Raw genomic sequence first — 12,858 nt, forward strand, 5'->3', positions numbered from 1 at the left:
TGCCTGGAATCACGACCATCGACCACACTGGCCCCATGCCGGACGATAATCGAACCGCTCCATGAGCGCTCCCCGTGCCACCGCCTTCTGGGTCACCGGACCCGGCCGGGGCGAGTTGCGTGACGAGCCGCTGGAGGCGCCCGGTGCCGACGAGGTGCGGGTGCGCAGCCGCTATTCCGCGATCAGCCGCGGGACCGAGTCTCTGGTGTTTCATGGTCGCGTTCCCCCCAGCCAGCACGCCGCGATGCGCGCGCCCTTTCAGACGGGCGACTTCCCGGCGCCGGTCAAGTACGGCTATATCAGTGTGGGCAACGTCGTCGAGGGCCCCGGGGCGGGGCAGACGGTGTTCTGCCTGCACCCGCACCAGTCGGAGTATGTCGTGCCTGCCAGTGCGGTGATGTCCATTCCCGAGGGTGTGCCCGCCGAACGTGCCGTGCTGGCGGCCAACATGGAGACGGCGATCAACGCGGTCTGGGACAGCGCTGCCGGTCCCGGGGATCGTATCGCCGTGATCGGCGCGGGCGTGGTGGGCCTGCTCGCCGCCTGGTTGTTGCGAAGGATTCCCGGAACCGAGGTATCCGTGGTCGACCCCAACCCTGCGCGCGAAGACATCTGTGCCGCACTCGACCTGACCCTTCTGACCCCGAATCAGGCCGCCCAGGACGCCTCCTTGCAGGAACTGGACCTCGTGGTGCATGCCAGCGGCAACCCGGCTGGTCTGCGCCAGGCACTGAGCCTGGCGGGCGTCGAGGCGCGGGTGGTGGAGATGAGCTGGTACGGTGACCAGCCGGTGGATCTGCCGCTGGGGGAAGGCTTCCACGCACGCCGCTTGGCCCTGCGCAGCTCGCAGGTCGGGCGTATCCCGCCCGAGCGGGCGCCGCGCTGGGATTACCGGCGACGGCTGGCGCTCGCACTCGCACTGCTCGATGACCCGGCCCTGGACGGTCTCATTACCGGCGAGGATGCGTTTGTCGATCTCCCGGCCGTGATGCAGCGGGTGACAGGGCCGGAGGCGGACCGTACGCTGTGCCACCGCATTCGCTACTGATCCCGCCCGCACAATCACGCAAGGAAACCGCATGTACAGCCTGAATGTCCGTGACCACTTCATGATCGCCCACAGCTTCTCCGGCGAGACGTTCGGCCCGGCGCAGAACCTGCACGGCGCTACCTATGTGGTGGACGTGACCTTTCGACGCGCGGCACTGGATGCCGATGGCCTGGTGGTGGATATCGGTCGGGCAAGCGAGGTCGTGCGGGCCATCCTGGGCGAGCTCAATTACCAGAATCTCGACGAGCGCGAAGACTTTCGCGGGCAGAACACGACCACTGAATTTCTGGCCCACGCGATCCACCAGCGCGTGGCGCAGGCCATCGCCAGGGGTGAGCTTGGCGAATCGGCCCGGGGGCTGGATGCCGTCGCGGTGACCCTGCACGAATCCCATGTGGCCTGGGCGAGCTACGAGGGCGCTCCCTGAGATATGCCCGAGCTTGGTTTTGTGGTCCCGGGAGCACTGGACCAGCCCACCGGCGGGTACCGCTACGACGCGCGCATGATCGCCGGGCTGCGCGAGCAGGGCTGGCGGATCGAGCTGTGCGAGCTGGAGGGCCAGTTTCCCGGTCCCGATGCGCGCGCGGAACAGGCGCTGGATGCGGCCCTGGCGGGCTTTCCCGATGGCATGCGGGTGCTGCTCGATGGATTGGCCGCGGGCGCGTATCCCGCCACCTTGAAGCGTCACGTAGCGCGCCTGCGGCTCGTCTACCTGATGCATCACCCGCTGGGCCTGGAGGCGGGGCTTGCGCCCACGCGCTCGCGCGAACTGCTCGTGTCCGAGCGTGCGGCCGTGGCCCTCGCCTCGCGGGTGGTCGTGACCAGTGACTATACGCGGGCGCAGGTGGCCGACTGGGGTGTGCCGTCCGAACGCCTTTGCAGCATCCCGCCTGGCGTGGAACAGGCGCCGCTGGCCCGTGGCCCGGAAGACGGGGTGCCGGTGCTGTTGTGCGTGGCCGCCTGGGTGCCCCGCAAGGGACAGCTCGAGCTGGTGCGCGCGCTGTCTGGCCTGCGCGGTTGGTCCTGGCGGGCCGAGCTGGCCGGTGCCATGGATCGCGATCTGGACTACACGTCCGCTGTGCGTGCGACCATTGCCGAGAGTGGTCTGGGTTCGCGGATCTCGGCCCCGGGCGTGCTGACACGCGAGGGCTTGGCGGAGCGATATGACCAGGCCTCGATCTTCGTGCTGCCGAGCGCCTACGAGGGTTTTGGCATGGCCTTTACCGAGGCGATGATGCGCGGGCTCCCAGTGATCGGGACCACCGGTGGGGCCATCCCCCGGACTGTGCCGGAGACCGCGGGCCTGCTGGTGCCGCCCGGCGACGTGGACGCCTTGCGCCGGGCGCTGGAGAGCCTGCTGTGCGACTCCGAGCAGCGTCGGGGCATGGGCTGCGCGGGGCGCGCGCATGCCGAGTCGTTGCCGGGCTGGACGGAGGGTGCCCGTCGTCTGGCCCAGTGGCTAAGGAAACACTGATCCATGTACACGCTCGCGTTGGTACCCCAGGTTTTCCGGGACAAGGCGCGGTGCGCAGCGGGTAGTGGTTCTACCTGCAAGCGGCGCAACGCCGTATCGGGGAACCTGGGGTGCCAACCCCGAAGGGACTCGGCCGCCCGTTGTGATCAAAAATGGGCGTGGGGACGGCGTTGCGGCGCCCTTGTGCAGAATGACTGCACGGCAGTCACCGCGCCTTGTTCGAAGGTAAAAGCGACGAAGCAGCGAGCGTGTACATGGATCAGTGTTTCCCTGGAGGCGGCCTGAGATGCCTGAACGCTTTGCCGGGGACTGGCTGGCCCTGCGCGAACCTGCGGATCATGCGGCCCGGCCGGACTCCCTGCTCGGTCCCTTGAACGACGCGCTTGCTCTATGCGAGCGGCCTTTGCACGTGATGGATCTGGGCAGCGGGGCCGGTTCCAACCTGCGTTACCTGGCGCCGCGCCTGTCGGGGCCGCAGCACTGGACCCTGGTGGATCATGACGCCGATCTTCTGGCGACCATCGCGGCGCCGCACGAGGCCGTAACCATCACCCCGCAGGTGCTCGATTTCTCGGGTGGGCCACCCCCGATCCCGCCGGATGCAGGTCTGGTGACGGCCTCTGCCCTGCTGGATCTGGTCGCGGCGAACTGGCTCGACCGCTTGGTGATGACGCTGATCGAATCGCTGGTCCCGGCGCTGTTCGCGCTCAGCTACGATGGGCGCATCGAGTGGAGCCACCCGCATGCGGCCGACGAGCGCGTGCGTACGGCAGTGAATCGCCATCAGCGTACGGACAAGGGTTTTGGCCCAGCCCTGGGGCCCGATGCCGCGGCTTATTGTGCCCGAGCCTTGACCACCAACGGCCTTCGTGTGATCACCGAGACCAGTGACTGGCGGCTGGGAAAGGGTCAGGCAGCGCTGGCGGCCGCGTTGATCGGAGGCTGGGCGGAGGCGGCCGCCGAGATGGAGCCGCAGGGTCGTCCATTGTTCCAGGATTGGGCGCGTTCCCGAGTCAGGGACATCGCGGACGGGCGGGTGCATCTGAGCGTTGGGCACTGCGATATGCTGGTGCTAGGGAAACGCTGATCAGTGTTTCCCTCGCGTAATTGGCGGGAGTAACTGCGGCGATTGTGTTGTCACACGCCTTGAGGAGAACGTGCAGTTCGCCAGAAGCCCGCATTGCGGTTGAATCTGGCGGCGCCTGGAGAAGGAGCCCGAACATGAAACGACCACAACACTTTTTTAGGGGTGTTGCATGCGTTGCCGGCCTGCTACTGGCGGGGCCCGCGCTGGCCCAGGATGCAGATTCCGCGTCTGACAAGCCGGGCGCCATGCACGCGCCCACCATCCCCGGTCCTTATGGCTACCCGGGAATGCACGGTCAGGGTGGACATCCTGGCGGGCCGGGCATGATGCACCGAGAAGCGGTCCCGGGGCCATATGGCCCAGGCCCCCGGGGGGCTGGCCATAGAGGCATGATGTACGGGCCCATGGGGCCGGGCCCCCATGGGCCCGGGCATGGTTATGGGCCTGGTTACGGCTATGGCTACGGACACGGACACGGACACGGACACGGACACGGGCATGGCTATGGCTATGGTTCCGGTTACGGCCAGCGGCCTTATCACGGTCTCTATCACGGCGGGCCGATGCAGTACGGCATGCCGTACGGCCCCGGCGGGAAGGAGCGCATGCGCGACTTTGACCCGGACTTCGATCCCGAGGACCGCGAGGCGATGCGCGAGCACATGCGCGAACGCCAGGCCGAGCACGAAAAAATGCGCGAGGCACACCGCCAGGCCGCGGAGCGCGCGCGCGAGGTCTATCGCGAGGAAATGCGCCGTCACCGCGAGGCCATGCAAGAGCAGCAAGACGACGCCAACGGATCCTGAATCCTGGCGCGACCTACGGGGGTCGGATGTTCGTCCGGCTCCGAATTCACGCAGTCAGCTCCGACGGAGGTTTCGTCATGAGCCAGTCACGCAGTCTTCTCAAGGCCGGGGTCTTGGGTGCCCTGATGGCCGTCCCCTTTACCGTTTCCGCGCAGTACGCACCTGGCGACAATTCCGGTCTTGCGCCTTATTCCGGGCCTTCCGGTCTGGGTGAACGCCCCGCCTTTGAGAGCGAACGCGGCCACGGTCTGGATCAAGTCCAGGCACCAGGTGGTGGTCCGGGTGGCGACCCGGGTGGCCCGGCTGGCGGTGCCCCTCCGGGTGGCGCGCCGGGGGGTCCCCCAGGCGGAGCGCCTCCGGGCGGTACCCCGGGCGGTGCACCGCCGCCTGGGCAGGGCGAACCCCCGCAGCAACGAGACCCGCAACAACGCGATGTAGAGCCGGGCGAGCCCCCGGGCGCGCGTGATCCCCAAGGTCGCGACCCGCAGGGCGCTCCGCCGGGACAAGGGCCGCAGGGTCAGCCGCCGCAAGGGCAACCGCCCCAGGGTCAGCCACCTCAGGGCCAGCCACCTCAGGGTCAGCCGCCCCAAGGCCAACCGCCCCAGGGCCAACCGCCCCAGGGTCAGCCGCCGGGTGGTCAGGATATGCCCCCTCGTGATGCCGAACCCCCGGGTGGGACCAGCGGGGATGGCCCCGGCGATCCTCCCCCGACCGAGGGTGGTATGGGTGACGAACCGTCCTTTGACGACGACACCGACCTGACCCCGGAGATGAACGATTGACCGTTCCGGGCGAATAACGCGCGGTGCGGACCGGCTGCTACAGAGGATGTAGGATTGAACTGGAAGGTAAACCGAAAGGTGACGCATGGATAACGCAGACAAGCCGCGCAGTTTTATCAACCGCTACTTCATCGTGATTGTGATCGTGCTCTGGTTCATCGCCTGGTCGGCACGTGACGTGCTGGCCCCGAGTGCCGAGGCGGTCCCCGAGGACGAGGCGGCCGAGCAGGCCGACGCAGTACCGGCCGACGATGCCGATGCGCAGGGCGAGGCCGCCGCGAAGGATGAAGCCGCGGAAGACGATGTCCGCCCTGGGCCGGCCCGTGACCTGGATGACGAGGGGGACCCCGACCCCATGACCGGGGCCGCGCATGAGCAGCCCTACGTTCAGGAGGACGCGGAGGATGAGGCGGCTGCTGATCTCGCTGCCGAGCGCGAGCCCGCGTTCGAAGGTGATGCAGCGGTCGAGGCGGACGCGGAGCGCGCCGCGCAGTTTGCCCAGGCGGCTTTGCAGGCTGGGCGTGATGCCTACTGGCGTGCGGGACCGCGCGCGGCGGCAGGGGTCCTGCGTGAAGGCCTGGAGGCGCTGCCGAGGGATTCGGTGCAACGTGCGGATCTGTATGGCGAGCTCGGCAACGCGTTGTTTGCCATGCGCGATTTCGAGGCTGCAATGGATGCCTGGGAAAGTGCCCTCAAGGTGCTGCCCGAGAGCGAGCGTCTGCGCATGATCGAGCGCCTCGCCCCGGTTTACGACCGTCATCATGAGGAGGGTGCGGCGCACCTCGATGAGTATCGATAGAAGAACGCGAACCAGTACGCGTTTCTTTGACGTTTTCGAGCCTTTATGGGGCAAAACGCTGGATCGCCAGCGTTTGCCGGGGTCGTACCCATATTGCGGGCCACACAGGCGTGGGCGCAGTGGGTATGATGAATGGAGCCAATTCACATCGCGGAGGCATCCGGGCACCGAGAAGCTGTGTCTTCCGGATGGCCACCGCCGCAACGGAGTCCGCATGTTTAATCGTCCTGGTCGCCGCGTGCGCAAGCAGCTCAAGCTGCTGAGCGATCGCCTCGCCGAAGAAAATCCGGTCCTCAAGGGGGTTGTCGATCCCTTCCGCGAACTGGACCGGGTCGGCTATGCCTCCGGGCTGCTGAATCCGCAGGACGACTCCTACGCCTTCACCATCTCCTGGTGGCCGATGATCGCGGTGCTGGGGACGTTCTCCTCGGGCAAGTCCACGTTTATCAACGAATACGTCGGCACCACCGTTCAGCGCAGTGGTTCGCAGGCGGTGGACGACAAGTTCACGGTCATCAGCTACGGTGGCAGCGAGCGGGTGCAGGAGTTGCCGGGGCTGGCGCTGGACGGCGATCCGCGCTTCCCGTTCTACCGCGTGTCCGACGAGATCGAGCGCATCACCGATGGCGGTGGTCGTACGGTGGACCATTTTCTGGCGATGAAGACCGCCAACTCCGAGCGTCTGCGCGGGCGTATCCTGATCGACTCGCCCGGGTTCGATGCCGACGAGCAGCGTGCCACGATCCTGCAGCTGACCGACCACATCATTGATCTGTCCGACCTGGTGGTCGTCTTCTTCGATGCGCGGCACCCGGAACCGGGCGCGATGCGCGACACGCTGGAGCACCTGGTCAATCGCGTCGCCGAGCGCAACGACTTCAACAAACTGGTGTTCGTGCTCAACCAGATCGATACCACCTGGCGCGAGGACAACCTGGAGGAGGTTGTCTCCGCCTGGCAACGCGCGGTCGTGCGTCAGGGGAATGCCACCGGCCGTTTCTACTGCATGTTCAACGAGAGCGCAGGGGTCGAGATCGGCGACGAGCAGGTGCGCGAACGCTACGAGGAAAAGTCGCAGCGCGACCGCGCGGAGATCCACGAGAAGATCCAGGAGATCAGCTCGTCACGCTCGTACCGCATCCTCGGGTCGCTGCAGGCGATCGCCGAATCCATCGAAATGGATGCGCTGCCCGCCCTGCGTCGGGCCCTGGAACGATGGCGCCGCCGGGTCTTGCAAGTCGATGCGGCGATGTTCGCGGTGATTGCCGTGATCCTGGGCGTGATCGGCTACAACACGGCGGGCGGGTTTGGCCCGTGGTTTGATGGCTCGGCCTGGTCGTCCATGGGGGATCACCCGATCTGGACGTCCGCCGGCATCATCGGTTTGGCCCTCGTACTGGCGGGGCTCCACTTCTTCAACCGCCGCTGGATCGCGCGGCGTATCGCGCGCACGCTGCCGACCGAATCTGCCGCCGGTAACTGGCGGGCCGCATTTGAAAAAAACACGCGCCCGTGGCGGTTGATGCTGGGACGTGCCCCGCTGGGCCTGGGACGGCGCAAGGTTGGCCGCCTGCATGCGCTGCGTGACCGCGCCGAGGCGTATATCCAGCGTCTGAATAACCAGTTTGTGGATGCCCGGCCCGTGTCGCGTACCGGTGGTCGGGCCTCGGCCGCCGATGTGCATCGCTCGGCAGAACAGGCACAATCGGGTACTGTGTCGGAGTCGACCGGTGATGCCGTACAGCAGTCACCGGCCGCCGAGACGCCAGGGGATGCAACCGCGGAGCGCCCCGAAGCGCGTTAGGGAAACGCCGAGCGGCGTTCCCCTGGTTAATCCGCGATGCATGGTTTCCTCGTCGGGGGGCGAGGGCCATGACGAGGTATCACCATGACGGTTGTCGCCTGGATACTCTTTGCGCTGGCCATGATTCTGGTCCCGATCTCGGTCTGGGCCAGCCTGGCGGCGCTTGGGGTATGTGCGGGGTGTGCATTGATCCGGGACTGGCGCAAGGCGCGTCTGGCGTCCAAATAGACGGCCTGGATCGCCGACACTTTAGCGAGATCCAAGTATCGAGGTCGCACGGGGTGACCTCGGTCCACAGGGGGGTGGGTTACGCGCAGGGGGCTGTGGCGAACCCATCCTCCACCACCAAGGAGGAGTGAATGAGCGATACCAAGAAGTTGGCCATTATTGCGACCAAGGGCAGTCTGGACTGGGGCTATCCCCCGTTCATCCTGGCGTCGACCGCGGCCGCGCTCGGCTATGAAGTCGAAGTGTTCTTCACCTTTTACGGACTGCAGTTGCTGCGCAAGAAGATGGATCTGCAGGTCACGTCGCTGGGCAATCCGGGCATGCCGATGCCCATGCCCATGCCGGTCATGCTGCAGGCCCTTCCGGGCATGCAGAAGATGATGACCATGATGATGAAGAACAAGATGAAGGCGAAGGGTGTCTCCGATCTCGCGGAACTGCGCGAGCTTTGCCAGGAGGCCGAGGTGCGCATGATCGCCTGCCAGATGACCGTGGACCTGTTCGATATGGATACCAGCGAGTTCATTGATGGCATCGAGTATGCCGGGGCCGCCGCGTTCTTCGAGTTCGCGGGTGAATCCGACATCTGCCTGTTCATCTAGTCTGGTAGACGCCCTGGGTGGCTCGTCCGCCCGTTACGGCCCCGAGGTGCATGCCCGGGGCCGTTTTCGTTCTGGCGGGCCGAAATCCTGCCGGGCTGGAACTTCCAGTGGCTCCAAGGGGACCACGTGAATAGGTTCCAAGCGTAGCCACCGCATGTCGAAAACCCCGAATCAGTGTTCGCGCCGTTCATTCCTCCAGTGGATGGCGGGCTCGGCCATCGCCGCCGGCAGCGGCTGGCCGCTGGGCGCAACCGCCGAGGAACGCGAACCGAACAGCAAGGCGATTCCCTCCTCGGGCGAGGAGATCCCTGTGATCGGTATGGGCACCTGGATTACCTTCAACGTGGCAGATGACCCCGACGCCCTCGCTCTGCGCACCGAGATTGTCGATACCTTCTTCCGCCACGGTGGCGGCATGATCGATTCCTCGCCGATGTACGGGCGCGCGGAGGCGGTAGTGGGGCACTGCCTGCAGGAGCTGGGCTACCCCGAAGGCCTGATCTCGGCGACCAAGATCTGGACGGGTAGCACCGGCACCGGGCGCAACCAGCATGCGAAGTCGCTGGACCTGTGGGGCGTGGATACCCTGGATGTGCAGCAGGTGCACAACCTGCAGAACTGGGAGGCGCATCTGGAGACGATGCGCGAGAAGCGTGAGGCGGGCGAGATCCGCTATATCGGGGTGACGACCTCGCACGGGCGCCGCCACGACCAACTGGCGCGCATCCTCGAACGCGAGGATCTGGACTTCGTGCAGCTCACCTACAATATCCTCGACCGCGAGGCGGAAGACCGCCTGTTGCCGCTGGCTCGCGAGCGCGAGGTCGCGGTGATCGCCAATCGCCCGTTCCGCCGCAAGGCGTTGATCGACCGCTTCGAGAGCGAACCACTGCCCGATTGGGCGGGGGAGATCGACTGCGAGAACTGGCCGCAATTCCTGCTCAAGTTCATCGTTTCGCACCCGGATATCACCTGCGCGATCCCGGCGACCTCGGTCGTGGAACACATGCGCGAGAACATGGGCGCCCTGTACGGCCCGATGCCGGATGACGACATACGCCAGCGCATGATCGACTACGTCGAAGCGCTTTAACCCTCCACCGTCTCCGGGAGCCCGGATGCTGCCATTCGCCGCTGAAACCCTGCTGTCGATCTTCGGGCAATACAATCGCGCCATCTGGCCGTTGCACGCGGTCGCGGTGCTAATGGTGCTCGTTACACTGGCACTGGCCCTGATGGGCGGCCGGGGGGGCGGGCGTGTTGTGGGCCTTTTGCTCGGCGTGCTGTGGATCTGGATCGGGGTCGTGTTCATCGGGGGCGCGCTGGCCGAATTCCACTTCTGGGCGAGTCGTCTGGCAGGCGTGTTCGTCGCACAGGGCCTGATGCTCCTGTTCGCCCTCACGCTGCTGGGACGTCATGGCTTTGGCTGGCCGGGCGGTGTGGCCGGCCTTGTCGCGATCGTGGTGATAGCCTATGCCATGGTCGGTCATGCCCTGCTGGAGGTCCTGCTCCTGGGGGTGTCCTGGACCCAAGCGCAGTACGTGGGCGTGACGCCGGGACCCACCATGCTGTTCACCCTCGGCATCCTGCTGCTGGCGCAGCCGCGCCCGTCACTGATCTTGACGATCATTCCCTTCCTCTGGGCTCTGGTGACCGCCTACATCGCCTGGGAACTGGGCGTCTGGCTGGAATATTTACCGGCCGCGCTGGGCGTGATCGCTTTCGTACTGCTGCTGGTTCGGCGGTTTCACTCGAGCGAGAGACAGTTGTTCCGCTTCGACGGATAGTGCGCTTTTGGCGTCCGGTCGCGGTCCCGTTAGGCTTGCCATTTTCTCAGACAGAGGAGACCGTCATGTCCATCGAAGTAATCCATCGGCCGGAGCAGGACCATCTGGAGCGCCTCGGCGTATTCGACTGGCCGGTCTGGGAAAAGGAGGTCTCCACCTTCCCCTGGCACTACGACGAACGTGAGGTCTGCTACATCCTGGAGGGACAGGTGACGGTCACCCCGGACGACGGTGGCGAGCCGGTCACCGTAGGCGAGGGCGACCTGGTGACCTTCCCCGAGGGCATGGGCTGCACCTGGGAGATCCACCGCGACATCCGCAAGCACTACCGCTTCGGCTGAGTTTCCTTACCGGGCGAGCCACTGGGTGTCGAGGGGGGTGTTGAAGGTCTCCTCGACGCGGCGCAGGTAGTAGAGCATGTCGACGGGCAGGTTGATGCCGTCGTGCATTTGCAGCGGGTAGAGGTCGGCGGCGATCACGCAGTCGGCGATGGACGGGTGGCCGAGATAGAAGCGACTGGCCGCCAGGTGCTTGGCCAGTTCCGGCAGGCGGCTCAGCTTTGCCAGCTGGTTGTAGCCGTCGTACCGGTCGTTGGCGAGTTCTTCCAGCGACAGGCCGAAGCGGTGCTGCACCTGGGCCTTGTAGTCGGCCAGGGCCTCGGCGCTTTCGCCGATTCCGTGAAAGCCCGGCGCCAGCGGGGCGTAGAGCCGGTCCAGCACGATTTCCACCTTGGCGCGCCAGTCCACCAGGGCCTGCCAGGCGTCCTCGGCGATCACGCCGTCGGACAGTGGCTCGTCGCTCGGGAACAGCTGGTCGATATCCCGTAACGCCGTGAGCGTGTCGGTGTGCAGGGTGCCGTCATCGGTCTGCAGGATCGGCGACTGGCGGGCCACGCCCAGCTCGAAGAAGGTCTCGTCGTCGAACCAGTCCAGCGCGTGGGTCTCCAGCGCGACACCCTTGTAGCCGCAGGCCAGGCGCAGGCGGTCGGCCTTCGCGTCGTGCGGGAAGTGGTAGAGCGTGGCCACCCGGTTACTTCCCGCGCTGGGCGTGGCTCAGGATGAAGTCCCACTGCTCCTGGGTGATCGGCATGACCGACAGGCGGTTGCCGCGGCGCACCAGCGGGCAGTCCTCGAGCTGCGGCTGCTGTTTCAGCCAGTCGAGGGTGATGATGTCGCCGAATTTTTCCTCGAACGCGACGTCCACCCGCAGCCAGCGCGGGTTATCCGGGTCGCTCTTCGGATCGTAGTGCGGGTCCTCGGGGTCGAAGGCGCAGGAGTCCGGGTAGGCCTCCTTCTCGATGCGCAGGATGCCGACAATGCCCGGCGGCTTGGCGTTGGAGTGGTAGAAGAAGGCCAGATCCCCCTTCTTCATCTCGTCGCGCATCATGTTGCGCACCTGGTAGTTGCGGATGCCGTCCCAGGGCTCCACGCCCACGCGTTCCAGGTCGGCGATGCTGAACTCGTCGGGCTCGGATTTCATCAGCCAGTAGGCCATGCGGTTTCCTTGTGCCGGCTCGGGCGTGTGGGTCAGGTGTGCGTATTGTGCCGCGCGCGGCGGGTCAGTGCATGCCAGCCGTCCTCCGTGACCACGCCGTCCAGCGGCACGTCCCATGGCTGGCTGGGGAGGGCCTCGACTCCCTGCAGGGCATGGGCCACGCCGATCAGCTTGGGGCGGCGGATACCGAAGCGGCGGCGGGCGAAGTAGCGGTCGTAGTAGCCCGCACCCATCCCCATGCGGTTGCCGGCGTGGTCGAACGCGACCAGCGGCAGCAGTACCACCTGCATCTCGCGGCGCCAGATACGCGGGGCATCGGGGCAGGGCTCGGCGATGCCGAACCCGTTGTGACAAAGCGGCGCGTCCGGCTCCCAGGCGTGGAAGTGCATGCGTCCGGGGCGTTTGGCATCCATCACCGGCAGGGCAATGCGGGTGCCGCGTCGGGCCAGGGCCACGGTCAGGGGGGTCAGATCCACCTCGCCGCGCAGGCCCCGGTAAGCGCCGATGCAATACGGCTGCCAGCGCTGGAACCAGCGCAGCAGGTGGTCGCAGATCAGGGCGGAATGAATCTCCAGTCGCTCGTCGGACAGCGCGGCGCGCTCGCGGCGCAGGCGCAGCCGTAGCTGGCGCAGTTCGTCAGGCGTGAAGGAGGTCTCGTCCCTGGACATACGATCCGCAAAAATAATGAGGTGGACGCGCCCCGCGGGCGCCGGAGTGACCATCGACCTTGAACCAACGGTTCAGGTGGGAGAAGCCTCCGAATCTTAAGGCTTTCCGCTCGAAGACGGACATGCGCAACGAAACGGAAGTGCTCGGTCCCGTGGTGAAGAATTAAGGCTCAAGGGTACCACCAGGCCACTTTCGCACGCCGCAGCGACGCGTCCGGCACCATTATGAACCAATCCCCCGGGGGTGTGCGCAACCATGATCGCAGAATGGTTGCA

General features: G+C 66.1%; 16 protein-coding genes and 1 other RNA gene. 12 read left to right on the forward strand and 5 right to left on the reverse strand.

Annotated elements, in window-relative coordinates; all coding sequences use genetic code 11:
• Positions 1-61: 61 nt before the first annotated feature.
• The 5 genes from TK90_RS03865 to TK90_RS15345 all read left to right on the forward strand — a co-directional run bounded on the left by TK90_RS03865 (position 62) and on the right by TK90_RS15345 (position 4,418).
• Entirely contained in the window at positions 62-1,048 is a 987-nt protein-coding gene (locus TK90_RS03865) for a zinc-binding alcohol dehydrogenase (protein ID WP_012982180.1), read from the forward strand.
• Between the two features lie 31 nt (positions 1,049-1,079).
• Positions 1,080-1,478, forward strand: coding sequence for a 6-carboxytetrahydropterin synthase (locus tag TK90_RS03870; protein ID WP_012982181.1), 399 nt, complete (start codon positions 1,080-1,082; stop codon positions 1,476-1,478).
• A gap of 3 nt (positions 1,479-1,481) precedes the next feature.
• Complete coding sequence (locus TK90_RS03875) at positions 1,482-2,525, forward strand: glycosyltransferase family 4 protein (protein ID WP_012982182.1); 1,044 nt, start codon at positions 1,482-1,484, stop codon at positions 2,523-2,525.
• A 286-nt stretch (positions 2,526-2,811) separates the two neighbouring features.
• A complete protein-coding gene (locus tag TK90_RS03880) occupies positions 2,812-3,612 on the forward strand; it encodes a hypothetical protein (protein ID WP_012982183.1) in 801 nt (266 codons plus the stop codon).
• Between the two features lie 404 nt (positions 3,613-4,016).
• Positions 4,017-4,418, forward strand: coding sequence for a hypothetical protein (locus TK90_RS15345; RefSeq protein WP_244406387.1), 402 nt, complete (start codon positions 4,017-4,019; stop codon positions 4,416-4,418).
• A gap of 86 nt (positions 4,419-4,504) precedes the next feature.
• On the opposite strand, the gene TK90_RS15490 is transcribed toward TK90_RS15345, so the two are convergent.
• Positions 4,505-5,287, reverse strand: a complete 783-nt coding sequence (locus TK90_RS15490; RefSeq protein WP_017925926.1) for a hypothetical protein — start codon at positions 5,285-5,287, stop codon at positions 4,505-4,507.
• Here TK90_RS15490 and TK90_RS03895 point away from each other — a divergent pair.
• From TK90_RS03895 to TK90_RS03920, 7 genes are all read left to right on the forward strand, one after another.
• Positions 5,286-5,999 (forward strand): tetratricopeptide repeat protein, encoded by a 714-nt coding sequence (locus TK90_RS03895; protein WP_012982186.1) that lies wholly within the window; start codon positions 5,286-5,288, stop codon positions 5,997-5,999. The two genes, TK90_RS15490 and TK90_RS03895, sit on opposite strands and share 2 nt — an antisense overlap.
• 214 nt (positions 6,000-6,213) lie before the next feature.
• Positions 6,214-7,803, forward strand: coding sequence for a dynamin family protein (locus TK90_RS03900; protein ID WP_012982187.1), 1,590 nt, complete (start codon positions 6,214-6,216; stop codon positions 7,801-7,803).
• Positions 7,804-7,887: 84 nt separating this feature from the next.
• A complete protein-coding gene (locus TK90_RS15225) occupies positions 7,888-8,031 on the forward strand; it encodes a hypothetical protein (protein WP_012982188.1) in 144 nt (47 codons plus the stop codon).
• Between the two features lie 131 nt (positions 8,032-8,162).
• Complete coding sequence (locus TK90_RS03905) at positions 8,163-8,633, forward strand: DsrE/DsrF/DrsH-like family protein (RefSeq protein ID WP_012982189.1); 471 nt, start codon at positions 8,163-8,165, stop codon at positions 8,631-8,633.
• Between the two features lie 154 nt (positions 8,634-8,787).
• The gene (locus tag TK90_RS03910; RefSeq protein ID WP_210399558.1) at positions 8,788-9,726 is read left to right on the forward strand and encodes an aldo/keto reductase; all 939 of its coding nucleotides are present in this window, start codon (positions 8,788-8,790) and stop codon (positions 9,724-9,726) included.
• A gap of 25 nt (positions 9,727-9,751) precedes the next feature.
• Positions 9,752-10,420 (forward strand): DUF6064 family protein, encoded by a 669-nt coding sequence (locus tag TK90_RS03915; protein ID WP_012982191.1) that lies wholly within the window; start codon positions 9,752-9,754, stop codon positions 10,418-10,420.
• Positions 10,421-10,485: 65 nt separating this feature from the next.
• Positions 10,486-10,761 (forward strand): cupin domain-containing protein, encoded by a 276-nt coding sequence (locus TK90_RS03920; protein WP_012982192.1) that lies wholly within the window; start codon positions 10,486-10,488, stop codon positions 10,759-10,761.
• 6 nt (positions 10,762-10,767) lie between these two features.
• Here the strand turns inward: TK90_RS03920 and TK90_RS03925 are convergent, their stop codons facing one another.
• The 4 genes from TK90_RS03925 to ssrS all read right to left on the reverse strand — a co-directional run bounded on the left by TK90_RS03925 (position 10,768) and on the right by ssrS (position 12,794).
• Positions 10,768-11,445 (reverse strand): glutathione S-transferase family protein, encoded by a 678-nt coding sequence (locus TK90_RS03925; RefSeq protein ID WP_012982193.1) that lies wholly within the window; start codon positions 11,443-11,445, stop codon positions 10,768-10,770.
• Between the two features lie 4 nt (positions 11,446-11,449).
• Complete coding sequence (locus TK90_RS03930) at positions 11,450-11,914, reverse strand: EVE domain-containing protein (RefSeq protein ID WP_012982194.1); 465 nt, start codon at positions 11,912-11,914, stop codon at positions 11,450-11,452.
• 32 nt (positions 11,915-11,946) lie between these two features.
• Positions 11,947-12,582 (reverse strand): 5-formyltetrahydrofolate cyclo-ligase, encoded by a 636-nt coding sequence (locus tag TK90_RS03935; protein WP_026148162.1) that lies wholly within the window; start codon positions 12,580-12,582, stop codon positions 11,947-11,949.
• Between the two features lie 26 nt (positions 12,583-12,608).
• A non-coding RNA gene (gene ssrS / locus TK90_RS14620) (6S RNA) lies at positions 12,609-12,794 on the reverse strand.
• Positions 12,795-12,858 lie beyond the last annotated feature (64 nt).

Origin of the sequence: Thioalkalivibrio sp. K90mix, assembly GCF_000025545.1 — a bacterium.
Taxonomy (GTDB): Bacteria; Pseudomonadota; Gammaproteobacteria; order Ectothiorhodospirales; family Ectothiorhodospiraceae; genus Thioalkalivibrio.